Annotated in this window: 19 protein-coding genes, 1 pseudogene and 2 riboswitches; of the genes and pseudogenes, 14 read left to right on the forward strand and 6 right to left on the reverse strand. The window is 75.8% G+C overall.

What is annotated here, in order from left to right:
* Positions 1–107: 107 nt before the first annotated feature.
* The 3 genes from ACFRAV_RS18315 to ACFRAV_RS18325 all read left to right on the forward strand — a co-directional run bounded on the left by ACFRAV_RS18315 (position 108) and on the right by ACFRAV_RS18325 (position 2107).
* Positions 108–632 carry a YcxB family protein gene (locus ACFRAV_RS18315; RefSeq protein WP_382556718.1) on the forward strand — a complete coding sequence of 175 codons (525 nt, stop codon included), beginning with the start codon at positions 108–110 and terminating at the stop codon, positions 630–632.
* Positions 633–694: 62 nt separating this feature from the next.
* Positions 695–1276, forward strand: coding sequence for a GNAT family N-acetyltransferase (locus ACFRAV_RS18320; protein ID WP_382556720.1), 582 nt, complete (start codon positions 695–697; stop codon positions 1274–1276).
* Positions 1277–1339: 63 nt separating this feature from the next.
* Complete coding sequence (locus ACFRAV_RS18325; protein WP_382556722.1) at positions 1340–2107, forward strand: alpha/beta fold hydrolase; 768 nt, start codon at positions 1340–1342, stop codon at positions 2105–2107.
* A gap of 286 nt (positions 2108–2393) precedes the next feature.
* Here the strand turns inward: ACFRAV_RS18325 and ACFRAV_RS18330 are convergent, their stop codons facing one another.
* Positions 2394–3239, reverse strand: a complete 846-nt coding sequence (locus ACFRAV_RS18330; protein ID WP_382556723.1) for a DUF1028 domain-containing protein — start codon at positions 3237–3239, stop codon at positions 2394–2396.
* Positions 3240–3293: 54 nt separating this feature from the next.
* A riboswitch (cobalamin riboswitch) is annotated at positions 3294–3499 on the forward strand.
* Between the two features lie 54 nt (positions 3500–3553).
* On the opposite strand from ACFRAV_RS18330, the gene ACFRAV_RS18335 reads away from it, so the two are divergent.
* The 4 genes from ACFRAV_RS18335 to cobM are packed head-to-tail and all read left to right on the forward strand — an operon-like array spanning position 3554 to position 7468.
* Positions 3554–4441, forward strand: coding sequence for a hypothetical protein (locus ACFRAV_RS18335; protein ID WP_382556724.1), 888 nt, complete (start codon positions 3554–3556; stop codon positions 4439–4441).
* On the forward strand, positions 4438–5130 hold the full coding sequence (locus tag ACFRAV_RS18340) for a precorrin-8X methylmutase (RefSeq protein WP_382556727.1): 693 nt from the start codon (positions 4438–4440) through the stop codon (positions 5128–5130). Before ACFRAV_RS18335 ends, ACFRAV_RS18340 begins: the two co-directional genes overlap by 4 nt.
* Positions 5127–6704 (forward strand): precorrin-2 C(20)-methyltransferase, encoded by a 1578-nt coding sequence (locus ACFRAV_RS18345; protein WP_382556729.1) that lies wholly within the window; start codon positions 5127–5129, stop codon positions 6702–6704. The genes ACFRAV_RS18340 and ACFRAV_RS18345 overlap by 4 nt, the downstream gene beginning before the upstream one ends.
* Positions 6701–7468 (forward strand): precorrin-4 C(11)-methyltransferase, encoded by a 768-nt coding sequence (cobM, locus tag ACFRAV_RS18350; RefSeq protein ID WP_382556731.1) that lies wholly within the window; start codon positions 6701–6703, stop codon positions 7466–7468. The genes ACFRAV_RS18345 and cobM overlap by 4 nt, the downstream gene beginning before the upstream one ends.
* Here cobM and cbiE read toward each other — a convergent pair.
* Complete coding sequence (gene cbiE / locus ACFRAV_RS18355) at positions 7440–8705, reverse strand: precorrin-6y C5,15-methyltransferase (decarboxylating) subunit CbiE (RefSeq protein WP_382556733.1); 1266 nt, start codon at positions 8703–8705, stop codon at positions 7440–7442. The two genes, cobM and cbiE, sit on opposite strands and share 29 nt — an antisense overlap.
* A gap of 32 nt (positions 8706–8737) precedes the next feature.
* Positions 8738–8884, forward strand: a riboswitch (cobalamin riboswitch).
* A gap of 42 nt (positions 8885–8926) precedes the next feature.
* Here cbiE and ACFRAV_RS18360 point away from each other — a divergent pair.
* The 7 genes and pseudogenes from ACFRAV_RS18360 to ACFRAV_RS18390 all read left to right on the forward strand — a co-directional run bounded on the left by ACFRAV_RS18360 (position 8927) and on the right by ACFRAV_RS18390 (position 16354).
* Positions 8927–11044 carry a VWA domain-containing protein gene (locus ACFRAV_RS18360; RefSeq protein ID WP_382556735.1) on the forward strand — a complete coding sequence of 706 codons (2118 nt, stop codon included), beginning with the start codon at positions 8927–8929 and terminating at the stop codon, positions 11042–11044.
* Positions 11044–11658 carry a cob(I)yrinic acid a,c-diamide adenosyltransferase gene (gene cobO / locus ACFRAV_RS18365; RefSeq protein ID WP_382556738.1) on the forward strand — a complete coding sequence of 205 codons (615 nt, stop codon included), beginning with the start codon at positions 11044–11046 and terminating at the stop codon, positions 11656–11658. The genes ACFRAV_RS18360 and cobO overlap by 1 nt, the downstream gene beginning before the upstream one ends.
* 65 nt (positions 11659–11723) lie before the next feature.
* Positions 11724–13046, forward strand: a pseudogene (locus ACFRAV_RS18370) (cobyrinate a,c-diamide synthase); the annotation flags it as partial.
* Positions 13047–13088: 42 nt separating this feature from the next.
* Complete coding sequence (cobC, locus tag ACFRAV_RS18375; protein ID WP_382556804.1) at positions 13089–14102, forward strand: Rv2231c family pyridoxal phosphate-dependent protein CobC; 1014 nt, start codon at positions 13089–13091, stop codon at positions 14100–14102.
* Positions 14084–15091 (forward strand): cobalamin biosynthesis protein, encoded by a 1008-nt coding sequence (locus ACFRAV_RS18380; protein WP_382556741.1) that lies wholly within the window; start codon positions 14084–14086, stop codon positions 15089–15091. The genes cobC and ACFRAV_RS18380 overlap by 19 nt, the downstream gene beginning before the upstream one ends.
* Positions 15092–15254: 163 nt before the next feature.
* The gene (locus tag ACFRAV_RS18385; RefSeq protein ID WP_382556744.1) at positions 15255–15965 is read left to right on the forward strand and encodes a hypothetical protein; all 711 of its coding nucleotides are present in this window, start codon (positions 15255–15257) and stop codon (positions 15963–15965) included.
* Positions 15966–15976: 11 nt separating this feature from the next.
* A complete protein-coding gene (locus tag ACFRAV_RS18390) occupies positions 15977–16354 on the forward strand; it encodes a signal peptidase I (protein WP_382556746.1) in 378 nt (125 codons plus the stop codon).
* 12 nt (positions 16355–16366) lie between these two features.
* On the opposite strand, the gene ACFRAV_RS18395 is transcribed toward ACFRAV_RS18390, so the two are convergent.
* From ACFRAV_RS18395 to cobN, 4 genes are read right to left on the reverse strand one after another with little or no spacing between them, the layout of a single operon-like run.
* Entirely contained in the window at positions 16367–17095 is a 729-nt protein-coding gene (locus tag ACFRAV_RS18395; RefSeq protein ID WP_382556748.1) for a cobalt-precorrin-6A reductase, read from the reverse strand.
* Entirely contained in the window at positions 17092–18573 is a 1482-nt protein-coding gene (locus ACFRAV_RS18400) for a cobyric acid synthase (protein ID WP_382556751.1), read from the reverse strand. The genes ACFRAV_RS18395 and ACFRAV_RS18400 overlap by 4 nt, the downstream gene beginning before the upstream one ends.
* Positions 18570–19313, reverse strand: coding sequence for a precorrin-6A synthase (deacetylating) (cobF, locus tag ACFRAV_RS18405; RefSeq protein WP_382556754.1), 744 nt, complete (start codon positions 19311–19313; stop codon positions 18570–18572). The genes ACFRAV_RS18400 and cobF overlap by 4 nt, the downstream gene beginning before the upstream one ends.
* Positions 19310–22906, reverse strand: coding sequence for a cobaltochelatase subunit CobN (gene cobN / locus ACFRAV_RS18410; protein ID WP_382556806.1), 3597 nt, complete (start codon positions 22904–22906; stop codon positions 19310–19312). The genes cobF and cobN overlap by 4 nt, the downstream gene beginning before the upstream one ends.
* Between the last annotated feature and the right edge of the window lie 33 nt (positions 22907–22939).

Raw genomic sequence — 22939 nt, forward strand, 5'->3', positions numbered from 1 at the left:
TGTCTCACTCCACCGGTCCCCCCGGCGGCATCCCCGCCGTCGATCCCTCGGTGCGGCACCCCCGCCCCGGACCACCCCCGCACGACAGAACAGGCAGCCGAACCCACGTGACCACCGACAACCGGCAGAAGAACACCCGGACGGACCGGATCGACCTCCGGAGCACCCCGACCGCCCGCGACTTCCGCGAGGCGCACCGCGCCCACGCGCGCTCCACCCGGGTGGGCCGTCTCCGGCTCGCCCTCACCCTCGCGCTGACCGTCGCGGTCATGGCGGTGGGCGTCCGCGGCGGCTCGGTCACCGTGCTGTCCCTGGTGATGGGCGTCGCCTACCTCTTCTTCGCCCTGGTCTTCCTGCCCAGGGCGCAGGCCGGCCGGGCCGCCGCCAGGGCCGCGGAGAACGGTGGGCAGCGGGTCCGCCTCGACGCCGACGGCGTGCGCGTCACCGAGGGCGGCGAGCAGCGGCGGTACGCCTGGACGGAGGTCGCCCGCCACCTGGAGACGGAGCACCTGTTCCTGCTGATCGGGGACGACCGCGCCCAGTCCTGCCTGGCGGTCCTGCCGAAGGAGGGCTCCGGGGACCGGCTGCGCACCCTGCTGGAGAACCGGCCCGTCGCGGACCTGCCGATCTGACCGAAACGGCGATCTGACCGAAACGGCCGCGCGAGCCCGCGGCGCCGTGTGAGGCTTCGGGCATGCGTGCGACGTACCCCGCCCCTCGTTCCCCCGCCCCGGCCCACGGCCTCCACCTGCGTCCCTGGCGACCGGCGGACGCCGCCCCCCTGGTCGAGGCGCACCGGGACGACGCCATGCGCCGGTGGCTGACCGACCCGCTCGACGACGTGGCCGCGGCCCGCCTTTGGATCGACGCGCAGGAGGAGGCGGCCGGGCGTGGGGAGCGGTTCTCCTTCGCGGTCGTGGAGGAGACAGCCGTTCCGGGGGACGACGCCGACGCCCTCGGTGCGTCCGGAGGCGTCGCGGGCCAGGTGGTGGTGCGCGTCCCGCACCCCGGCGCCCCCGTCGGGGAGGTCGGCTACTGGACCGCCGCGTGGGCCCGCGGCCGTCGCGTGGCCCCGCGCGCCCTCGAGGTGCTCACCGGCTGGGCGTTCGCCTCCTTCGACGGGCTGACCGCCCTGGAGCTCACCCACCAGGAGTCCAACCACGCCTCCTGCCGGGTCGCCGCACGCTGCGGCTACCCCCTCGGCCGTGTCCTGCCGCCCTGGCCACCGCGGTTCCCCGACCCCGGCCACGTCCACGTCCGTCACCGCGACGGCTGACCCGCCCCGGCCGGCACGCGACACTCGAGACACCCCTGTCCCCGACCGGAACGGAGCACCGGCATGCCCTTCTTCAAGACCTCCGACGACCTCGAGATCCACTACCAGCTCTGGGAGGCGGAGTCCGACCTGCCGCCGATCGTCCTGCACCACGGCTTCATCGCCGACTCCGACGTCGAGTGGGTCGCCCCCGGCGTGGTACGACTCCTCAACGAGACGGGCCGCCGGGTCCTGGCCCTCGACGCCCGGGGCCACGGACGCAGCGCCAAGCCCCACGACCCGGCGCGCTACGGCGAGGCCCGCATGTCCGAGGATCTGCAGGAGCTGATGGACCATCTCGGGGAGAATGCCTACGACCTCGTCGGCTACTCCATGGGCGCCGTGGTCAGCCTGCTGACGGCCGCACAGGACCGCCGGGTCCGCCGCCTGGTGATCGGGGGCGTGGGAGCCGCCGTGGTCGAACTCGGGGGAGTGGACAGCCGGGTGATCGGCGGCGACGTCCTGGTGGACGCCCTGAGCGTCGACGACGCGGGGACCGTGAAGGACCCGGCCGCCGCCGCGTTCCGCGCCTTCGTCGACGCCATCGACGGCGACCGGCTCGCCCTGGCCGCGCACGCCCGGGCGATCCACCAGCGACCGATACCCCTGGCCGAGGTCACCGCTCCCACCCTGCTGCTGGCCGGCGGCGAGGACCCGCTCGCCGCCCGGCCCGAGGTGCTCGCCGACGCCCTCCCCGAGGCCACCCTGCGGGTGCTGCGCGGCGACCACCTCGGCGCCGTCCGCGACCCGGCCTTCGTGGCCGAACTGTCCGCCTTCCTCGACGCCCGCTGACCTCCCCGGCCGCGCGGCACAGGACGGGCCCCTCGGCTCAGGGCACGTCGCGCGGCCCCACCGGGCGACGGGGCCCCACCGGGCGACGGGGCCCCACCGGGCGACGGGGCCGCGCCTCGCCGCCGGGCCGCGCCGCGCCGCCGGGCCGCGCCGCGTGTGCCGGGCGGGGGAGTACGGGGCCCGGGGCAGGGCGCGCCGCCGGTCCGAGCGCGGCCCGGTCAGGACGTGTCGCCCGCGGGGGCGATCGCGACCGCGTCGCCCGAGGGCGCGCCGCCGCACCCGGCGGCTACGCCCCCGCGTCCTCCCCGGCCGCCCGCAGCTGCTCCAGCACCAGCGGATCGATCGCCCCGTCGACCAGCCGCTCCTCGAGGTTGGCGATCCCCGCCCACTCCGACAGCGCCACCTCCAGCTCCACCCCGCGGTGACCCAGCGCGTCCAGCCGCCCCGCCACCTCCTCGGCCAGCTCACCGGTGAGCGGCAGCAACGTCCCCGGGTCCGGCCGGCCGAAGTAGAGGTCGTGCAGCTTCAGCAGCCGGCCCAGCTCCGCCGACGGATCGGCGTGGTCGTCGACCCGCAGGTCCACCAGCACGTCGCTGCCGCCGCCGTACCCGCCGCCCGGCGACACCACCAGCAGGGCGGCGCTCTGCCGCCCCCGGCTGTCCCCGCCCGCACGGTCGCCCGCCAGCAGCGCGGCATGCAGCCGCCCCGCCAGCGGAAGCTCCTCGTCCGCCGCCAGCCAGGCGTCCTCCATGGCCCGCACCACCTCGGGGCCGGTCAGGATGTTGCCCTGGATCGCGTAGTTCGGCCCGGACGCGCCGCCCGCCCACGTCATGCAGGCCCGCCCCGTCCAGGTCGCCGAGCCGCCCTCCCGGTCGACCACCCCGGCCTGCCGGTCGTCGCGCCGCTCGTCGGCGGCGAGCAGCGCCTTCAGCGTCTCCCCGGCGGAGCGGCCCTCGGCCAGCAGACCCAGGCCGTCCGGACGGTAGGCGAGGTTGGCCAGCGCCTGCGTGGCGATCGCGCCCGCCCCCGCCCGCGCCCCCGGAACGGCCGCCCCCACGGCGAGGAACTTCGACGCGACGGCGACCCCGAAACAGGTCCCGTCCGCACTGCGCGCAACGATCGAGAAAGTCATGGCCGGACCTTAACCCCCCGCTTCGAGGCCCCCACCCACGCCGTCCGCCCGGCACGGTAGGCTCGTCGCGCCAGTCGAACTCCACGAGGTGGGGTCAGGGAACCCGGTGAGATTCCGGGACTGACGCGCAGCGGTGAGGGTGACGGTCGGGCACGTGCGGGCGCAACAGGCGCCGCGCAGCCACTGGAGCGACGCTCCGGGAAGGCGCCCGAACCGGAGGAACCCGAGTCCGAAGACCTGCTGGCGCTGGCGGTGACGGGCCGCCAGGTCGACCGAGGACCCCGCGAACGGGCCCCTGACCTCGAAGGACTCGTATGTCCCCGATGGATTCCGCCTTCCTGTCCGCCCGGCGTGCCCGGCGCGACCGCTGCCCGGGCGTGCTGCGCCCCTGGCAGGCCGAGGACGGTCTCCTGGTCCGGCTGCGCCTCATCGGCGGCCGCCTGCCCACGGAGTCCCTCACCGCCCTCGCCGCCGTAGCCGAACGCCACGGAGACGGCCGGGTCCACGTCACGGGCCGCGCCAACCTCCAGATACGGGCCCTGCCCAGCAACCAGGGCCGCCTCGGCAGCGCCCTCCTCGACGCGGTCGAAGCCACCGGCCTGCTGCCCTCGCGCACCCACGAACTCGTCAGGAACGTCATGGTCTCGCCCCGCACCGGTGCGGCCGGCGGGCGCGCCGACCTCGGCCCGGTGGCGGCCGAACTCGACCGGCTGCTGTGCGCCGAGCCGTGCCTGGCCGGCCTGCCCGCACGCTTCCTGTTCGTCCTCGACGACGGCCGGGGCGACCTGGTCACCCGCACCTGCGACCTCGGCCTGGTGGCCCTGGACGACGGCACCGCGCAGCTGCGCGTCGGCGAAGGCTGGGGCCCCCGCGTCCCGCTGTCCGAGGCCGCGCCGGCCCTGACCGGGCTCGCCCGGCGCTTCATGGACGCCCGGGGTATCGGCCCCGCCGCCCCCTGGCACATCGTCGAACTGCCCGAACCGCTCGGCGAGTCGGCCGCCCCGGACCCAGGACTTCCGAGCCCCGAACCACCCCTGCCACCGGGCCCGCTGCCCGAGGGGGGACGGCACGTGCCCGTCCCCGACTCGGGGCTCGGCTCCGAGGACGTCGCCCGGCTCGTCGACGAGGCCCACGCGGCGGGCGCCACCGAACTCACCGTCACCCCCTGGCGCGGTGTGATCGTCCCGGGAGCCGCCGCATGAGCGCCACCACCGCATCCGGGCGCCCCGCCGAGCCCCGCAGGCCCGACCGGCACTACGACTACCTCGCCGACGGCCCGGCCATCTACATCGACTCCTTCGCCACCATCCGCCGCGAGGCCCGCCTGGACCACGTCCCCGCCGAGGCGGAACGGCTCGCCGTGCGGATGATCCACGGCGCCGGCCAGGTCGACCTCGCCGACGACCTGGTGATCCACCCCGGACTGGTGCCCGCCGCGCGCACCGCCCTGCGCTCGGGCGCGCCCATCCTCTGCGACGTCACCATGGTCGCCACCGGAGTCACCCGCGGCAGACTCCCACGCGACAACGATGTCCTCTGCCTGCTCGGCGACGAGCGGGTGCCCGCTCTCGCCCGCCGCTGGGGCACCACCCGCACCGCCGCGGCCGTCTCCCTCTGGGAACCGCTGATGGAGGGCGCCGTGGTCGCCGTCGGCAACGCCCCCACCGCCCTGTTCCACCTGCTGGAGATGCTCGTCGACGGGGCGCCCCGCCCCGCGGCGATCGTGGGCTGCCCGGTCGGCTTCATCGGCGCCGCCGAGTCCAAGCAGGCCCTCACCGAACTCGCCGGAACCCACGGCATCGACATCCCGTACGTCACCGTCCACGGCCGCCGCGGCGGCTCCGCCATGACGTCGTCGGCCCTCAACGCACTCGCCAAGGAGGAGGAGTGACCGGACGTTTCCACGGAGTCGGCGTCGGCCCCGGCGACCCCGAACTGATCACCCTCAAGGCGGCCCGGCTGATCGCCTCCGCCGACGTGGTCGCCTACCACGCGGGCCGCGGCAAGGAGTCCAACGCCCGCCGCATCGCGGCCTCGCTCATCCCGGACACCGCGGTCGAGGAGCGGCTGACCTATCCGGTCACCACCGGCGCCACCGACCACCCCGGGGGTTACACGGGAGCCCTGGCCGACTTCTACGAGGAGTCCGCCGCCCGGCTCGCCGCCCACCTCGAGGCCGGACGCGACGTCGTGCTGCTCTCCGAGGGCGACCCGCTGTTCTACGGGTCGTACATGTACATGCACGACCGGCTCGCCGAGCGGTTCGAGACACAGATCGTGCCCGGCGTCCCGGCGTTCGCCGCCGCCGCGGCCACCGCCGCGGCCCCGCTCTCCCGGCAGACCGACGTGCTCACCGTGCTCCCGGGCACCCTGCCCGAACCGGAGCTCGCCCGCCGGCTCGCCGACACCGACGCCGCCGTCGTGATGAAGCTGGGACGCACCTTCCCGGCCGTGCGCCGCGCGCTGGAGGCGGCGGGGCGGCTCGACCACGCGGTCTATGTCGAACGCGCCTCCATGGAGGGCGAACGGCGCCTGCCCGTCGCCGAGGTGGACCCGTCCACCGTGCCGTACTTCTCGCTGATCCTCGTCACCGGCGACAGCCGCAACGGGGCCCGTTCACGCACCCCCGGGGAGCAGGCCAGGGCCCTCACGGGATCCGCGCCGCGCGGTACCGTCTCCGCCAGGCCGGACTCGGCGATCGCGGCGACCCCGGCGATCACGGCGGCCTCGGCGGCCGAGCTGCTGGTCGTCGGCCTGGGCCCCGGCCCCGATGCCTGGCTGACCCCCGAGGCGTCCGCCGCGCTCTCCGAGGTCGACCACGTCGTCGGCTACGGCCCCTACGTCGACCGGGTCCCCCAGCGACCCGGCCTGACCAGACACGCCTCCGGTAACACCGTGGAGCTCGAACGTGCCCGCCTGGCCCTGGAGCTGGCCGCACGGGGCGAGCGCGTCGCGGTGGTCTCCGGCGGGGACGCCGGGGTCTTCGGCATGGCCACCGCCGTCTTCGAGGCCGCCGAGGACCCGGACCTGCGACACGTGCCGGTGCGGGTGCTGCCCGGCGTCAGCGCCGTCCAGGCCGTCGCCGCACGGGCCGGCGCGCCCGTCGGCGGCGACTTCGCGGTCGTCAGCCTCTCCGACCGGCTCAAGCCGTGGGACGTCGTCGAACGCCGCCTGCGCGCCGTCGCCGAGGCCGACCTGGCGCTGGCCGTGTACAACCCCGCCTCCCGCTCCCGCACGGAACAGATCGCCACCGCGCGCCGCGTCCTGCTGGAACACCGCGCGCCGGAGACCGTCGTCGTGGTCGGCCGCGGCGTCGGACGGCCCGGCGAGTCGCTGACCGTCACCACGCTCGGCGAACTCGACCCCGCGACCATCGACATGCGCTGCCTGCTGATCGTCGGCGCCTCCGGCACCCGCGTCTCGGCGTCGGGCCGGGTCTGGACACCGAGGTGGGTGAAGCCGTGACCGTCCACTTCGTCGGCGCCGGCCCCGGCGCCGCGGACCTGCTCACCGTCCGGGCGGTGCGACTGCTCGCCGCGGCCGGAACGGTGCTCTACCCCGGCACCTACCTCGACCCGCTGGTGCTCGACCACTGCGCGCCCGGCGCCGAACTGGTCGACACCCAGCGGCTCGACCTGGACCGGATCACCGAGCACCTGGTCGACGCCCACCGGCAGGGCCAGGAGGTCGTACGCCTGACCTCGGGCGATCCCTCGCTGTACTCGGCCCTCGCCGAGCAGACCCGCCGCCTGGACGCCCACGGCGTCCCCTGGGACGTCACCCCCGGCGTCCCCGCCTACGCCGCCGCCGCGGCCGTGGCGGGGCGGGAGCTGACCGTCCCGCTGCTCGCCCAGTCCGTGGTCCTCACCCGCACCCGGGCCCGGTCGACCGCGATGCCCGCGACCGAGTCGCTGGCCGCGTTCGCCGCCACCCGGGCCACCCTGGTGCTGCACCTGGCCATCACCCGGATCCGCGAACTGATGGAGGAGCTGGCGCCCGAGTACGGCGCCGACTGTCCGGTGGTGGTCGTCCACCGGGCCAGCCAGCCGCAGGAATCGGTGCTGCGCGGCACCGTCGCGGACATCGCCGACGCGGTGGAGACGGCCGGCCTGCGGCAGGCCGCCGTCATCCTGGTGGGCCGGGCGCTCGACCCGGCCCCCGGCGGCGAGTCGTTCCTCTACGACCCGGCCCGCCCCCGCCTCAGCCCACCGTCAGGCTCCACTGGGTGACCGTCCGCGCCGGCGTCCATCCGGTGAACGAACCGATGGGCGCCGTCGTCTCCACCGCCAGGCGGGTCAACTCCCCGCCGTGGCGGCGGTAGGCGTCCGCGAGCAGCGTCTCCGTCTCCAGCGTCACCCCGTGCACGACCAGCCGGCCGCCCGGCCGCAGCGCCCCCAGACACGCCTCCAGGACGCCCGGCCGGGTGGCCCCGCCACCGATGAACACCGCCTCCGGCGACGGCAGTCCGGCCAGCGCGTCCGGGGCGCGCCCGGTCACCACCCGCAGCCCCGGCACGCCCAGCCGGCCCGCGTTGCGGGCGACGCGGGCGGCGCGCCCGGCGTTCGCCTCCACGGCGGTGGTCGCACAGGTCGGGTGCGCCCGCATCCACTCGATGCCCACCGATCCGGCGCCCGCGCCCACGTCCCACAGGTGCTGTCCCGGCGCGGGCGCCAGCCGTGCCAACGCCGAGGCCCGAAGGTCACGCCGGGTCAGCTGGCCGTCGTTCTCGAACGCGTCGTCCGGCAGCCCCGCCACCAGACCGTGGGCGGGCGGCCCCGCCAGCTCCAGCGCCAGCACGTTCAGGGCCGGCGCCTCGCCGGGCGGCGAGGCCAGCCAGTCGTCGGCCGTGCCCGACAGCCGCGACTCCCGGTCCGCGCCCAGGTCGCCGAGCACCGTCATCACGCTCCGCCCGTACCCCGCGCCCGCCAGCAGCGCCGCCACCGCGGCCGGGGTCCCGGCGTCGGAGGACAGCACCAGCACCCGGTGCCCGGGCGCCAACTCCCGCAGCAGCAACCGCGGATCACGGCCCACCAGGGTTACCACGGCGCACCGCTCCGACGGCCATCCCATGCGGGCCCGCGCCAACGCCACCGAGGAAACCGCCGGTTCGACGTGCACCCTGCCGACTCCGAGCAGATCGACGAGCGTTGAGCCGATACCGGACACCAGCGGATCGCCCGAGGCCAGCGCCACCACCCGCGCCCCGCCCAGCGACGCCAGCAGCGGGGGCAGGCCCTCGCGCAGCGGCGACGGCCACGCCTCACGCCGCTGCCCGGTCACCTCCGGCAGCATCGCCAGATGCCGTCGCCCGCCCAGTACCACCTCCGCCTCCAGCACCGTGCGCCGCAGCCGCTCGGGCAGCGAGGGCCAGCCGTCGGCGGTCACGCCGACGACGGTGATCCGGGAAACGGCGGCCCGGGAGGCGGTGTTCGTGCTGGCGGGGGGAGGGGGCGTGCCGATCGTCATGCCGGTGACGCTATCGTGGTCCCTCACAGGCACGAGGTGCCCCTACGGCCCAGCCATCGGAAACGGTGAGGACGGCCGACGGGGAGAATCTGGGAAGCCCGGTGAGATTCCGGCACAGGCCCGCTGCGGTGAACCGAGCCTCGCTCACGAGGACTCGGCAAGTCCGAAGACCGGCCTCGCGCCCGCCCCCATACGGATGGCGAAACGAGCGGGAGCCTCACATGCCATTGGTGCGTTCGCACTACCCCTTTTCCGCGATCGTCGGCTGCGACGCCGGCGAACTCGACGACCTCGGCCTCTCCCTGGTCCTGACCGGCATCTCGCCCGCGATCGGCGGCGTCCTGGTCCGCGGCGAGAAGGGCACCGCCAAGTCGACCGCCGCCCGCGCGCTGGCCGCCCTGCTGCCGCCCGTGGACGTCCACCCCGAGGACCGTTTCTCCACGGACCCCGCCGACCCCGACGACGCCTCGCCGGACGGCCCCTTCGCGGCGGGCGCCCCGGTGGAGAGCCGCCCGGTGCGGCTCGTCGAACTCCCCGTCGGCGCCACCGAGGACCGCGTCCTCGGCTCCCTGCACCTGGAGAAGGCCCTCGCGCACGGCAAGGTGGCGTACGAGCCCGGCCTGCTGGCCCGCGCCCACCGCGGCATCCTGTACGCCGACGAGGTCAACCTCCTCCCCGACCACCTGGTCGACCTGCTGCTGGACGCCGCCGCCACCGGGCGGGTCACCGTCGAGCGCGACGGTTTCTCCGTGGAGCACGCCGCCCGGTTCCTGCTCATCGGCACCATGAACCCCGAGGAGGGCGAGCTGCGGCCGCAGCTCCTCGACCGGTTCGGCCTCACCGTCGAGGTCGCCGCGCCCCGCGACCCCGCGCCGCGCGCCGAGGTGGTGCGCCGGCGGATGGCCTACGACGCCGACCCGGCCGGTTTCGCGGCCCGCCACCGCCCTGCCGAGGACGCCCTGGCGGCCCGGGTGGCCGCGGCCCGCGAACGGCTCGGCCGGGTCCTCCTCCCGGACACCGCGCTCACCAAGATCGCCGAGATATGCGCCGCGTTCGACGTCGACGGGCTGCGCGCCGACATCGTCACCGCCCGCACCGCCGTGGCCCACGCGGCCTGGGCCGGCCGGACCACCGTGACCCGCGCGGACATCCGCCGCGCCGCCCGGCTCGCCCTGCCGCACCGGCGCCGCCGCAACCCCTTCGACGCGCCCGGGCTCGACGAGGAACTGCTCGACCGGATCCTGGGCGACGACGAGCTGCCGCCGGACCCGCCGCCCTCACAGCCCCCGGCCGACGACGGCCCGGACGGGTCGGGCGACGAGGGGCCCGGCGAAGACGGACCCGGGGAGGACGCACCCGACCCGCGCGACCCGGGGGAGACAGGAGGCGGCGCCGAAGGCGGTCAGGCCCCCGACGGCGCCACCCCGGAGGCCCCGGTGCCCGCTGCCGGACCGCACGACGCCCCCGACGCGGACGCCGACCGGCTCCCCGCCTCACCCCCCGCCCGCGGAACCGCGCAGGACACCACCGTCAAGGCCACCGCCCCCTACCGCCCCCGCCTGTTCACCGTGCGGGGCACCGGCGAGGGCACCGACGGCCGCCGCAGCCGCGCCCTGGGAAGCCGGGGCCGCCGGGTCGGCGTCACCCGGCCCGGCCAGGACGCCGGAGGCTCCCTCCACCTGGTCGAGACGGTGCGCGCGGCGGCGGCCCGCACCCGGACCGGCCGCGCCGACGGCCCGCTGCGGCTGCGCGGCGAGGACCTGCGCACCGCCGTCCGGGAGGGCCGCGAGGCCAACCTGATCCTCTTCTGCGTCGACGCCTCCGGCTCCATGGCGGCCCGCAAGCGCATGAGCCAGGTCAAGACCGCCGTCCTCTCCCTGCTCCTCGACGCCTACCGCCGCCGCGACAAGGTCGGCCTGATCACCTTCCGCGGGCAGGCCGCCGAACTCTCCCTGCCCCCCACCCACTCGGTGGACATCGCCGCCGCCCGCCTCGACGACCTCCCGGCCGGCGGCCGCACCCCCCTCGCCGAGGGACTGCTGGAGGCCGCCCGCGTCGTCGCCCGCGAACGCCGGCGCCACCCGCGGCTGCGTCCCCTGCTGGTCGTCGTCACCGACGGCCGCGCCACCGGCGGCAAGGACGCCGTCGCCCGCTCGCTGCGGGCCGCCGACCAGGTCGCCTCCCTCGGCGTCAGCACCGTGGTGGTCGACAGCGAGTCCGGACCCCTGCGGCTCGGCCTGGCCGCCGGCCTGGCCGCCCGCCTGCACGCCGACCACCTGCCCGTCCGCGAGGTCAGCGCCGACGCGCTGAGCACCGCCGTCCGAGAGAGGGCCGCCTGATGCCCCAGGGACAGCCGACCGTCGTGCCCGACGACGGACTCACCACCCGCCAGCGCCGCAACAAGCCCCTCCTGATCGTCCACACCGGCGACGGCAAGGGCAAGTCCACCGCCGCCTTCGGCCTCGCCCTGCGCGGCTGGAACCAGGGCTGGAACATCGGGGTCTTCCAGTTCGTCAAGTCCGCCAAGTGGCGCATCGGCGAGCAGACGGTCCTGGAGCGCCTGGGCCGCCTCCACGAGGAGACCGGCGAGGGCGGTCCCGTCGAGTGGCACAAGATGGGATCCGGCTGGTCCTGGACACGCAAGCACGGCGACACCGAGGACCACGCCACGGCCGCCGCCGAAGGCTGGGCCGAGATCAAGCGGCGCCTGGCCGAGCAGACCCACGACCTGCTGGTCCTCGACGAGTTCACCTACCCCCTCGCCTGGGGCTGGATCGACGTCGAGGACGTCGTCACCGCCCTGCGCGAGCGCCCCGGCCGCCAGCACGTGGTGATCACCGGACGCCGGGCCGCCCCGCGACTGCTCGAGGCCGCCGACCTGGTCACCGAGATGACCAAGGTCAAGCACCCCATGGACGCGGGGCAGAAGGGCCAGCGAGGCATCGAATGGTGACGCACGCCCGGCCCGGGCCCTCGCCGGCCCCGCGCGGGGCCGGCCCCGCGCCGCTGCCCCGGATCATGATCGCCGCCCCGATGACCGGCCAGGGCAAGACCACCGTCGCCACCGGCCTGATGGCCGCGCTGCGCGCCGCAGGTCACACCGTCAGCGGTCACAAGACCGGCCCCGACTACATCGACCCCGGCTACCACGCCCTCGCCACCGGCCGCCCCGGCCGCAACCTCGACCCGCACCTGGTGGGGGAGGAGCGCGTCACGCCGCTCCTGCTGCACGGAGCCCGCGGCGCCGACGTCGCCGTGGTCGAGGGCGTCATGGGCCTGCACGACGGGCGGATCGGCACGGACGGCTTCGCCTCCACCGCCCACGTCGCCGCCCTCACCCGCACGCCGGTCGTCCTGGTCGTCGACGTCTCCCGGATGTCCCGCTCGGCCGCGGCGATCGTCGAGGGCATGGCCTCCTACGACCCCGCCGTCGACGTCGTCGGCGTCATCCTCAACAAGGCCGGCTCCGAGCGCAACGTCGCCGAGATACGCCGCTCGCTGCGGCTGCCGGTGCTCGGCGTCGTGCACCGCGACGAGGAGATCGGCACCCCCTCCCGCCACCTCGGGCTCGTCCCCGCCGCCGAACGCGAGGACTCCGCCCGCGCCGTCCGCCGGCTCGGCGAGCGGATCGCCCGGGACGTCGACGTCGACGCCGTCCTCGCCCTGGCCCGCAGCGCACCGCCGCTGGACGCCGTGGCCTGGAGCCCGGCCGACGAGGTCACCGCGCCGCCCGGCGGCGAACGCCCGGTCGTCGCCGTGGCCGGCGGCCGCGCCTTCACCTTCCGCTACACCGAGACCGAGGAACTCCTGGCCGCCGCGGGCTGCGAGGTCGTCGCCTTCGACCCGCTGACCGACCCCGCCCTGCCCCCCGGCACCCGCGGCCTCTACCTCGGCGGCGGCTTCCCCGAGGTGTACGCCGCCGAACTCGCCGCCAACGCGCCCCTGCTGACCTCCGTCCGGGAGGCCGTCCGGGACGGCCTGCCCACCGTGGCCGAATGCGCCGGCCTGCTCTACCTCACCGAGGCCCTCGACGACACCCCCATGGCCGGCGTCGTCCCCGCCCAGGCCGCGATGACCGGACGCCTCACCCTGCGCTACCCGCACGCGACCTCGCCCGGCGACACCCTCCTGACCAGGGCGGGGGAGCGGGTCACCGGGCACGAGTTCCACCGCACCCGCACCGCCCCCGGCGCCTGCGCCACCACCCCCGCCTGGGAGATCGACGGCCGCCCCGAGGGCTTCGCCTCACCGACGCTGCACGCCTCCTACCTGCACGTCCACTGGGCCGGCCATCCCCGGCTCGCCCAGCGGTTCGCCGACGCCGTCCACCGCGCGGGCGCGTCCGGCGCCCCGCGACCCGGCGGCCCCGCCGCCTGGGACCCGCTGCGTCACCACGGCGACTCCGAGGCCCGCGGAGGACTTCTCGACCTCGCCGTCAACGTCTACCCGGGCGAGCGCCCCGACTGGCTCGACCGCGCGCTGCACGACAGCATCGCCGACGCCGCCGCCTACCCCGACGCCGAACCCGCCCGCCGGGCCGTCGCCCGCCGCCACCACCGGCCGCCGCAGGAGGCGCTGCCCACCGCGGGCGCCGCCGAGGCGTTCACCCTCGTCGCCCGCCTGCGCCCCTGGCGGCGCCCGGTGGTCGTCCACCCGCAGTTCACCGAGCCCCACGCCGCCCTCGAACAGGCCGGACACACCGTCACCAGCGTGTTCTGCCGCCCCGAGGACGGGTTCGCCCTCGATGCGGCCGCCGTCCCCGAGGACGCCGACCTGGTGGTGATCGGCAACCCCACCAACCCCACCGGCGCCCTCCACCCGGCCGCCACACTGCGCGCGCTGCGCCGCCGTGGCCGCCTGATCGTCGTCGACGAGGCATTCATGGACGCCGTCCCCGGCGAGCCCGAGTCCCTGGCCGACGAGCGCGCCGAAGGACTGCTGGTGATCCGCAGCCTCACCAAGCACTGGTCCATCCCCGGCATACGCGCGGGGTACGTCGTCGGCGACCCGGCCGTCGTGCGGGAACTCGCCCACGCCCAGACCCCCTGGGCGCTGTCGTCCCCCGCCGTCGCGGCCACCGTCGCCTGCACCGCACCCGAGGCGCTCCCCGAGGCCCGAGCGCGGGCCGAACAGCTCGTCACCTGGCGGGAGTTCCTCCAGGACGGGCTGAGAGCCGCCGGGGTGCCGTTCACCCCCTCCAGCGGCCCCTTCGTCCTCGCCCGGCCGGGAGAGGGGCTGCACGGCCTGCTCCGCGAGCACGGCGTCGCCGCCCGGCGCGCCGACACCTTCCCCGGCCTGGACGCCTCCTGGATCCGCCTCGCGGTGCGGCCGCCGGAGACCACCCGCCGCTTCCTCGACGCCCTCGCGGAGGTGCGGGCATGCGCCACTCCCGTGTGAGCACGTCCCGCGGCAGCACCCGTGCGGCCGGTCTCCTCCTGGGGCACGCCGCCGACCGGCTGCTGGGCGACCCGCGCCGCTTCCACCCGGTCGCCGGCTTCGGCACCGTCGCCGGGGCCCTGGAACGGCGGCTTCACGCCGACTCCCGGGCCCGGGGCGCGGCTTATACCGCGCTGCTGGTCGGCGGCGTCGCGGCCCTCGGCATCGCCGTGGAACGGGCCGCCGCCCGCCGTCCCGTGACGCACGTCGCCGTCACCGCCCTGGCCACCTGGGCCGTCCTCGGCGGACGGTCCCTGGAACGCGAGGCGTCCGCGGTCCACGCCCGCCTCGCCGCCCCCGACCTGCCCGCCGCCCGGCGCCGGCTCCGTTCCCTGGTGGGCCGCGACACCACCACGCTGAACGAGGGACAGGTCGCCCGGGCCGTCGTCGAGTCCGTCGCCGAGAACACCTCGGACGCCGTGGTCGCCCCCCTCATCTGGGGCGCCCTCGCCGGCGTCCCGGGCCTGATCGCCTACCGGGCCGCCAACACCCTCGACGCCATGGTCGGCCACCGCACCCCGCGCCACGAACGGTTCGGCTGGGCCTCCGCCCGCCTCGACGACCTCCTCAACCTCCCCGGCGCCCGCCTGGCGGGTCTGCTCACCGCCGCCACCTCACCCGGTGGCCCCGCCGCGCCCCTCCGCGCATGGCGTCGCGACGCGGCCGGCCACCCCAGCCCCAACGCGGGCGTCGTCGAGGCATCCTTCGCCGGCGCCCTCGGCCTCACCCTCGGCGGCACCAACCACTACGCCTCCGGCACCGAACACCGCCCCACCATGGGCGACGGCCCGCCCCCCATCCCACCCGACATTCCCCGCGCCACCACCCTGGCCCGCCGCGTCGGCCTCGGCGCGGCGCTCACCGCGGCGGGGTTCGCGGCGGCGTGGGCGGGGTCTGCACATCCGGCACCCGGGCTCCGCCGGAAACGGTGGCGCGCACGGCCCTGGTGAGGTGCCGGCCGCGACATGCCGGGCGGTCGCGACCCGTTCGCCGAGCGGCCGGAGATCGACGGGCACAGGAGGCCACGGGACCTTCGAGCCGGAAGCAGCGCCCGCTCCTCCCGGGGCGCGAACCTAGAATGTGAATCCAACCGGGGGGCTGCGGGGGGTACGGATGGGTCAGGACGACGTCGTGTACGACGCGAGCCACATCCAGGTGGTGGAACCCCTACAGGCGATCCGGCGACGCCCCGGCATGTACGTGCTGTCGACGGGGCCGCAGGGGCTGCACCACCAGTTGTTCGAGCTCTCCGACTGGGCGGTGAACGAGGTCCTCGCCGGACACGGCGAACGTGTTGACGTCACCCTGCGGTCGGACGGCTGGGTGCGCGTCGCCGTCGACGGCTGGGGCGTTCCCGTCGCGGCGGACGGCGACACGGGGAGCCCGACGCTGCAGGACCTGTTGTCCGTTGCCACGCGCCGCCCTGCCGATCGACAGGGCGTGTGCTGCGCCGCGGTCGCCCTGGGACCCGTCGTCACCAACGCTCTGTCGAGCCGTCTGGTCGCTGAGGTCCGGCGGCAAGGGGTGCTCTGGACCCAGCACTACGAACGCGGCGTCGCGACGAACCCGCCCACGCCGACGGGCCGGGTCACCGCCGGGGACGCCACGGTGATCACCTTCCAGCCGGACGCCGGCATCTTCGGCACGGCCGAGCACTCCTTCGGCCTGCTGGCGGAGACCTTCAGCGCGCCGGCATCCCTGCGGCCCGGGCTCGACCTCACGCTGACCGACGAGCGCCCGGGCAAGGACCCGCGCTCCGAGCGGTACCGCTTCCCGGGCGGCGCCACGGCCCAGCGCCGCAGGTCGGAGTCGGGCGGCTGCTAACGTCCGAGGCCATGGACGACAGCGTGTACACGGGCAACGCCGGCCAGGACGCGGCCCTCGACCGCGGCTGGCTGCTCGGGCACTTCAAGGAGCCGGGCGACCCGCGGCACAGTGAGGCCCTGGAGATCAAATGGGGCGTCCACCCCCAAGGCGACCGACGGGCCCAGTGGGTGCGCGGCGAGAAGCGCACCGCGCTGCAGGTGCTCGTCAGCGGGCGGTTCCGGGTGGAGTTCCCCCACCGCAGCGTCGTGCTGGAACGGCAGGGCGACTACGTCGTGTGGGGCGAGGGCGTGGACCACTCCTGGGTCGCGGAGGAGGAGTCGGTGGTGCTCACCGTGCGCTGGCCCTCCGTCCCCGGCTACGCGGTGCCCGCGGCCGGGGAGGAATGAGGGCCGGGCCGGTCAGCCGGCCGCGGCACGGACCCAGGCGAACGCCTCGGCCACGTCGTGGACCACCGGCACGCCCGCCGCGCCCGGCGGCCGCCTGACGACCACCACGGGGACGCCGAGCTCGCGCGCGGCCAGCATCTTCGGCCAGGTGTACGTGCCCCCGGAGTCCTTGGTCACCAGCACGTCCGCGCCGTGCTCGCGGAACAACTCCCGCTCGCCGTCGAGGGAATAAGGCCCCCGGCTGGTCACCAGCCGCCACGCGGCGGGCAGTTCGAGGTCGGGAACGTCGACGACCCGTGCCAGCACGGCACTCGACGCCAGAGCCGGCACGAACCGGCGCAGCTCCTGCCGCCCCACCGTCACGAAGGGCCGCGCCCCCAGCTCCGCCGCGCGCCCCGCGGCCTCCTCGTGCGAGGAGACGTACGACCACGCCGGATCCGGCTCCCACCCCGGCCGCTCGAGCCGCAGCAGCGGCATCCCCGAACTCCCGCACGCCGCCTCGGCGTTGGCGCTCATCCCCTGGGCGAACGGATGCGTCGCGTCGACCACCGCGTCGTAGCCGGCGAGCGCCGCCCGCAGCCCGTGCACGCCGCCGAAGCCGCCGATCCGCACCGCGCCCACCGGCAGCCGGGGCCGGGCGACCCGGCCCGCCAGCGAGGTCGTCACGTCGATCCCGGCGTCCACCAGCAGCGCTGCCAGCTCCCGCGCCTCCGAGGTCCCGCCCAGCAGCAGCAGCCTCACCGCACACCCCCGGGCGGCAGCACCGGAAGCCCGGCCGGAGCCCCGTCGCGTGCCAGCGCCACCAGCGCGTCGACGTCCAGGTGCTCCTCCGCCAGGTCGGCGAGACCCTCGATCCGGGCCTCGCGCGCCTCGGCGAACCGCACCCCCGAGGGCGCGCACCCCAGCGCCTCGCCGAGGAACGCCGACCGGAAGGCGTCGCCCTCCAGACTGCCGTGCCACATCGTCCCGAACACGTTGCCCGCCCGGGCCCCGCCCAGGAACTCCTCGGCACCGTCGCCCACGGTGATCCGACCGTGGTGGATCTCGTAGCCGGACGCCGGCGCCCCCAGCGCGGAGCCCTCCGGGAGCCGCAGCGTCTTCTCCGCCGAGAAGTCCGTCCGCACGTCGAGCAGCCCCAGTCCCTCCGCGGACGCGCCCGGCTCCGCCTCGACGCCCTCCCGGTCGGCGACGACCCGCCCCAGCATCTGGAAGCCCCCGCAGACGCCCAGCACCGGACGCCCTCGCCGGGCATGTTCCACCACCGCCCGGTCCAGGCCCCGCGACCGCAGCCACGCGAGGTCCGCCAGCGTGGAGCGGGTCCCCGGCAGCACCACCAGGTCGGCGTCCGACAGGTCCCCGGGCCCCGACGCGAACACCACGTCCAGGTCCGGCTCCAGGCCGAGCGCGTCCACGTCGGTGAAGTTGCTGACCCGGGGCAGCCGCACCACGGCCACCCGCCGCACCGCGTCCCCGCGCGCCCGGCGGCCCTCCAGGTCGAGGGCGTCCTCCGAGTCCAGCCACAGCCCCGGATCCCACGGCAGCACACCGAACACCCGGCGCCCGGTGAGCCGTTCCAGGTCCTGAAGACCGGGCCGCAGCAGACCCACGTCACCGCGGAACTTGTTGACCACGAACCCGGCCATCAGCGCCTGGTCGGCCGGCTCCAGCAGCCCCACCGTGCCGTACATCGAGGCGAACACCCCGCCCCGGTCGATGTCCCCGACCACCACCACCGGCAGCCCGGCGTGCCGGGCCAGCCCCATGTTCACGTAGTCACCGGCCCGCAGATTGATCTCGGCGGGGCTGCCCGCGCCCTCGGCCACCACCACGTCGTACCGCGCGGCCAGGTCGTCGTAGGCGGCGTGCGCCGCCCGCGCCAGATGACGGCGCCCCGCCTCCCAGTTCGACGAGGAAACGTCCCCGGCCGGCTGCCCCATCAGCACCACATGGCTGCGCCGGTCGGTGCCCGGCTTCAGCAGCACCGGGTTCATGGCCGGCTCGGGCACCGCCCGCGCCGCCACCGCCTGCACCCACTGGGCGCGCCCGATCTCGGCCGTCACCCCGTCGCGGCCCCGGCACACCATCGAGTTGTTCGACATGTTCTGGGCCTTGTACGGGGCCACCCGCAGCCCCCGGCGGGCGAACGCCCGGCACAGCGCCGTCGTCACCACGCTCTTCCCGGCGTCCGAGGTGGTTCCCGCCACCAACAGCCCGCTCACGCCACCGCGCCCTTCCTCAGCAGACACACGTCCATCACCCACCCGGCCGCCCGCCGCGCCCGCTCCCGCGCCCGCAGGATCTCGGGCAGCACCTCCCCGACACGCCCGGCCACCAGCTCCTCGCCGTCCGTGCCGAGATTGGCCCCCCACCACACGGACCAGTCCGCCAGCCCCTCGAACCGCGGCTGAGCGCCCAGCATCACCACGATGTTCTCCTGACCCTCCGCGACCGCGGCCGCCAGCCGGCGGGCCGTCGTCACGTGCACCGGCCGCCCCACCTCGTGCAGCACCATCCGGTGGCGCGCCGCCAGCAGCTGCGGCGCGCTCACCCCGGGCAGCACGTCGTACTGCACCGGCACCACGCCGCGCGCGGCGATCCGCTCCACGATCCGCACCGTGGAGTCGTACAGCGAGGGATCGCCCCACACCAGGAACGCCGCCGTCCCCCCGCGCGCGGCCAGCACCCCCTCGTAGGCGGCGACCCGGGCCTCGTGCCAGGCCGCCACCGCCCCCGGATAGTCCTTCGGGTCGCGCCGGTCACGCTCCGGATCCGGCACCTCCACCAGCTCCACCCCGTGCGCCGCGCACACCACGCGGCGCGCCTCCAGCAGCCCGTCGTCCGCCGCCTTGCGGGCGGCCACCGCGTAGTCGCAGCCCCGCAGGGCGTCGACGACCTCGGCGGTCAGATGCCGCGGCCCCATGCCGATGCCCAGGATCCGCACCCTCACCGCGGCGCTCACTCGGACCGCTCCTCCAGCTCGCCCTCGACCTCCAGGTACACCTCGGCCATCGCCCGCAGGGTCTCGGGATCGGGCTCCGCCCACAGGCCGCGGTCCGCCGCCTCGTGCAGGCGCTCCACGATGCCGTGCAGCGCCCACGGGTTGGAGTGCCGCAGGAACTCCTGCGTCTCCTGGTCCAGGACGTACTCGGCGGCCAGCTTCTCGTACATCCAGTCGTGCACCACGCCGGCCGTCGCGTCGAACCCGAAGAGGTAGTCGACCGTCGCCGCCAGCTCGAACGCGCCCTTGTAGCCGTGGCGCCGCATCGCCGCGATCCACCGCGGGTTGACCACCCGGGCACGGAACACCCGGGCCGTCTCCTCCGCCAGCGTCCGGGTGCGCACGGCGTCCGGTGTGGTCGAGTCGCCCACGTACGCCTTGGGGTCGGCGCCGGTCAGCGCCCGGACCGTGGCGATCATGCCTCCGTGGTACTGGAAGTAGTCGTCGGAGTCCGCGATGTCGTGCTCGGCGCTGTCGACGTTCTTCGCCGCCACCTTGATCCGGCGGTAGTTGGCCCGCATGTCGTCCGCGGCCGGCACGCCGTCCAGGCCCCGGCCGTAGGCGAAGCCGCCCCACGCCGTGTACACCTCGGCGAGATCCCGGTCGTCGCGCCAGCTGCCCGACTCCACCAACTGCAGGATGCCCGCCCCGTAGGAGCCCGGCTTCGAGCCGAAGATCCGCGTGGTGGCCCGGCGTTCGTCGCCGTGCACCGCGAGATCCGCCCGGGCGTGCGCCCGCACGAAGTTGCGCTCCTCCGGCTCGTCCAGCACGGCGACCATCCGCACCGCGTCGTCCAGCATCGCCACCACGTGCGGGAAGGCGTCGCGGAAGAACCCGGAGATACGGACCGTGACGTCGATCCGGGGGCGTCCCAGCTCCTCCAGAGGCACCACCTCGAGCCGCGACACCCGCCGGGACGCCTCGTCCCACTCGGGCCGCACGCCCAGCAGCGCCAGCACCTCCGCCACGTCGTCGCCCGAGGTGCGCATCGCCGACGTCCCCCACACCGACAGGCCCACCGACTCCGGATAACTCCCGGTGTCCGCCAGGTGCCGCTCCACCAGCGAACGCGCCATCGCCTGACCCGTCTGCCAGGCCAGCCGTGACGGCACCGCCCGCGGGTCCACGGTGTAGAAATTGCGTCCGGTCGGCAGCACGTTCACCAGCCCGCGCAGCGGCGAACCCGACGGCCCGGCCGGCACGAACCCGCCCGCGAGGGCGTGCACCACGTGGTCCAGCTCCTCGGTGGTACGGGCCAGTCGTGGCACGACCTGCTCGGCGGCGAACTCCAGCACCCGCCGCACCTCCGGGTCGTCGTGCAGGGCCGCGGCGGCCGCCGGGTCCCAGCCCGCGGCCTCCATCCGCTCCACCAGCTCCCGGGCCCGCGCCTCCACCCCGTCGACCGCGGCCGAGGCGTCGTCGGCCTTGAGTCCCAGCGCCGCACGCAGCCCCGGCACGGCCCCGCCGACGCCGCCCCACACCTGGGCCGCCCGCAGGATCGCCAGCACCAGGTTGACCCTGGCCCCACCGGCCGGGGCCTCGCCCAGCACATGCAGGCCGTCGCGGATCTGCGCGTCCTTGATCTCGCAGAGCCAGCCGTCGACATGGAGCAGGAAGTCGTCGAACTCCTCGTCGTCCGGGCGCTGTTCCAGACCCAGGTCGCGGTGCAGCTCCGCCGCGCGCATCAGCGACCAGATCTCGCCCCGCACCGCCGGCAGCTTCGCCGGGTCCATGCTCGCGATGTTCGCGTGCTCGTCCAGCAGCTGCTCCAGGCGCGCGATGTCGCCGTAGGACTCGGCGCGCGCCATCGGCGGGATCAGGTGGTCCACGACGGTGGCGTGCGCCCGCCGCTTGGCCTGCGCGCCCTCTCCCGGGTCGTTCACCAGGAACGGGTAGACCAGCGGCATCCCGCCCAGCGCGGCGTCGGTGGCGCAGGCCGCCGACAGCGCGGCGTTCTTGCCCGGCAGCCACTCCAGCGATCCGTGCTTGCCCAGGTGGACGACGGCGTCGGCGCCGAAACCGTTCTCCAGCCAGCGGTACGCCGCCAGGTAGTGATGACTCGGCGGCAGCGACGGGTCATGATAGATCGCCACCGGGTTCTCCCCGAAGCCGCGCGGCGGCTGCACCAGCACCACCACGTTGCCCGCCCGCAGCGCGGCCAGCACGATCTCCCCGGCCTCGTTGACGAACAGCCGGCCCGGAGCCGGGCCCCAGGCCTCGGTCATCGCGTCCCGCAGCACGGACGGCACGCCGGCCGTCCACGCCGCGTACTCCTCGGCGGTGATCCGCACATGGGCGTCAGTGAGCTGACCGGAGGTCAGCCACTCCTCGTCCTGGCCGCCGGCGGCGATCACCGCGTGGATCAGCGCGTCCCCCGCCTCCTGGTCGTCGGGCAGGTCGAGACCCGGCAGGTCGCCCTCCGCGCCCAGGTCGTAGCCCTCCGCGCGCAGCCGCCGCAGCAGCCGCACCGCGGAGCGGGGGGTGTCCAGACCGACCGCGTTGCCGATCCGGGAGTGCTTGGTCGGGTAGGCCGACAGCACCACCGCGATGCGCTTCTCCCCGTTCGGCACGTGCCGCAGCCGGGCGTGGTTGACCGCGATGCCCGCCAGCCGGGCGCACCGCTCCGGGTCCGCGACGTAGCGCGGCAGGCCGTCCCGGTCGATCTCCTTGAAGGAGAACGGCACCGTGATGATCCGCCCGTCGAACTCCGGGATGGCGATCTGGCTCGCAGAGTCCAGCGGCGTGACGCCGTCCTCCGACGCCGCCCACTCCTCACGGGAACTCGTCAGGCACAGCCCTTGCAGCACCGGGACGTCCAGCGTGGCCATCCGCTCCACGTCCCAGGCCTCGTCGTCGCCGCCCGCGCCCGCCGAGGCCGGGACGCTGCCGCCGGCCGCCAGCACCGTCACCACCAGCGCGTCGAAACCGGCCAGTGCCGCGTACAGCTCGTCCGGCGCCGACCGCAGCGAGCCGGCGAACACCGGCACGCCCACGGCACGACCGGTGGCGTCCACCGCGTCGGCCAGGGTGTGCGCGAACGCCGCGTTGCCGCCGGCCTCGTGGGCCCGGTAGTACAGGATCCCCACCTTCGGCAGGGAACCGTCGACCGTCGCCGGGGTCCGGTCCTCCCGCGCGGCGAACCCCCACAGCGGCACCGCCTCCGGCGGCTCGAAGCCCTCGCCGGTGAGCAGCACGGTGTCGGAGAGGAACGCGTGCAGCCGCCGCAGGTTCGCCGGCCCGCCCTCCGCGAGATACCGGTGGGCGTCGGCCGCCACGCCGACGGGCACGGTGGAGTGCTCCATCAGCTCGGCGCTCGGCTGGAGCTCGCCGCCCAGCACCACCAGCGGCGTACCCCGCTCACGGACGGCCGCGAGTCCCGGCCAGAGGTCGTGCGCAGACCCCAGCAGCCGGACCACCACCAGGGCGGCGCCGTCGACCACGGCGGAGAGTTCCTCGTCGGAGGCCCGGGACGGATTGGCCCACACGTACGCGGCGCCACTGGCCCGCGCGGAGAGCAGATCGGTGTCGGACGTGGACAGCAGCGCAACAGGCACGGTCAAGGCCGTGATCCTCCCTCGGGGTTCTCG

It is taken from the genome of Streptomyces sp. NPDC056600, assembly GCF_042792855.1.
Lineage (GTDB): Bacteria > Actinomycetota > Actinomycetes > Streptomycetales > Streptomycetaceae > Streptomyces.

Excerpts from the sequence above, each read along its gene's own strand:
- ACFRAV_RS18320 (WP_382556720.1), top strand. The coding sequence starts at position 695 with ATGCGTGCGACGTACCCCGCCCCTCGTTCCCCCGCCCCGGCCCACGGC.
- ACFRAV_RS18325 (WP_382556722.1), top strand. The coding sequence starts at position 1,340 with ATGCCCTTCTTCAAGACCTCCGACGACCTCGAGATCCACTACCAGCTC.
- ACFRAV_RS18330 (WP_382556723.1), bottom strand. The coding sequence starts at position 3,239 with ATGACTTTCTCGATCGTTGCGCGCAGTGCGGACGGGACCTGTTTCGGG.
- ACFRAV_RS18335 (WP_382556724.1), top strand. The coding sequence starts at position 3,554 with ATGTCCCCGATGGATTCCGCCTTCCTGTCCGCCCGGCGTGCCCGGCGC.
- ACFRAV_RS18340 (WP_382556727.1), top strand. The coding sequence starts at position 4,438 with ATGAGCGCCACCACCGCATCCGGGCGCCCCGCCGAGCCCCGCAGGCCC.
- cbiE (WP_382556733.1), bottom strand. The coding sequence starts at position 8,705 with ATGACGATCGGCACGCCCCCTCCCCCCGCCAGCACGAACACCGCCTCC.
- ACFRAV_RS18360 (WP_382556735.1), top strand. The coding sequence starts at position 8,927 with ATGCCATTGGTGCGTTCGCACTACCCCTTTTCCGCGATCGTCGGCTGC.
- cobO (WP_382556738.1), top strand. The coding sequence starts at position 11,044 with ATGCCCCAGGGACAGCCGACCGTCGTGCCCGACGACGGACTCACCACC.
- ACFRAV_RS18380 (WP_382556741.1), top strand. The coding sequence starts at position 14,084 with ATGCGCCACTCCCGTGTGAGCACGTCCCGCGGCAGCACCCGTGCGGCC.
- ACFRAV_RS18385 (WP_382556744.1), top strand. The coding sequence starts at position 15,255 with ATGGGTCAGGACGACGTCGTGTACGACGCGAGCCACATCCAGGTGGTG.
- ACFRAV_RS18390 (WP_382556746.1), top strand. The coding sequence starts at position 15,977 with ATGGACGACAGCGTGTACACGGGCAACGCCGGCCAGGACGCGGCCCTC.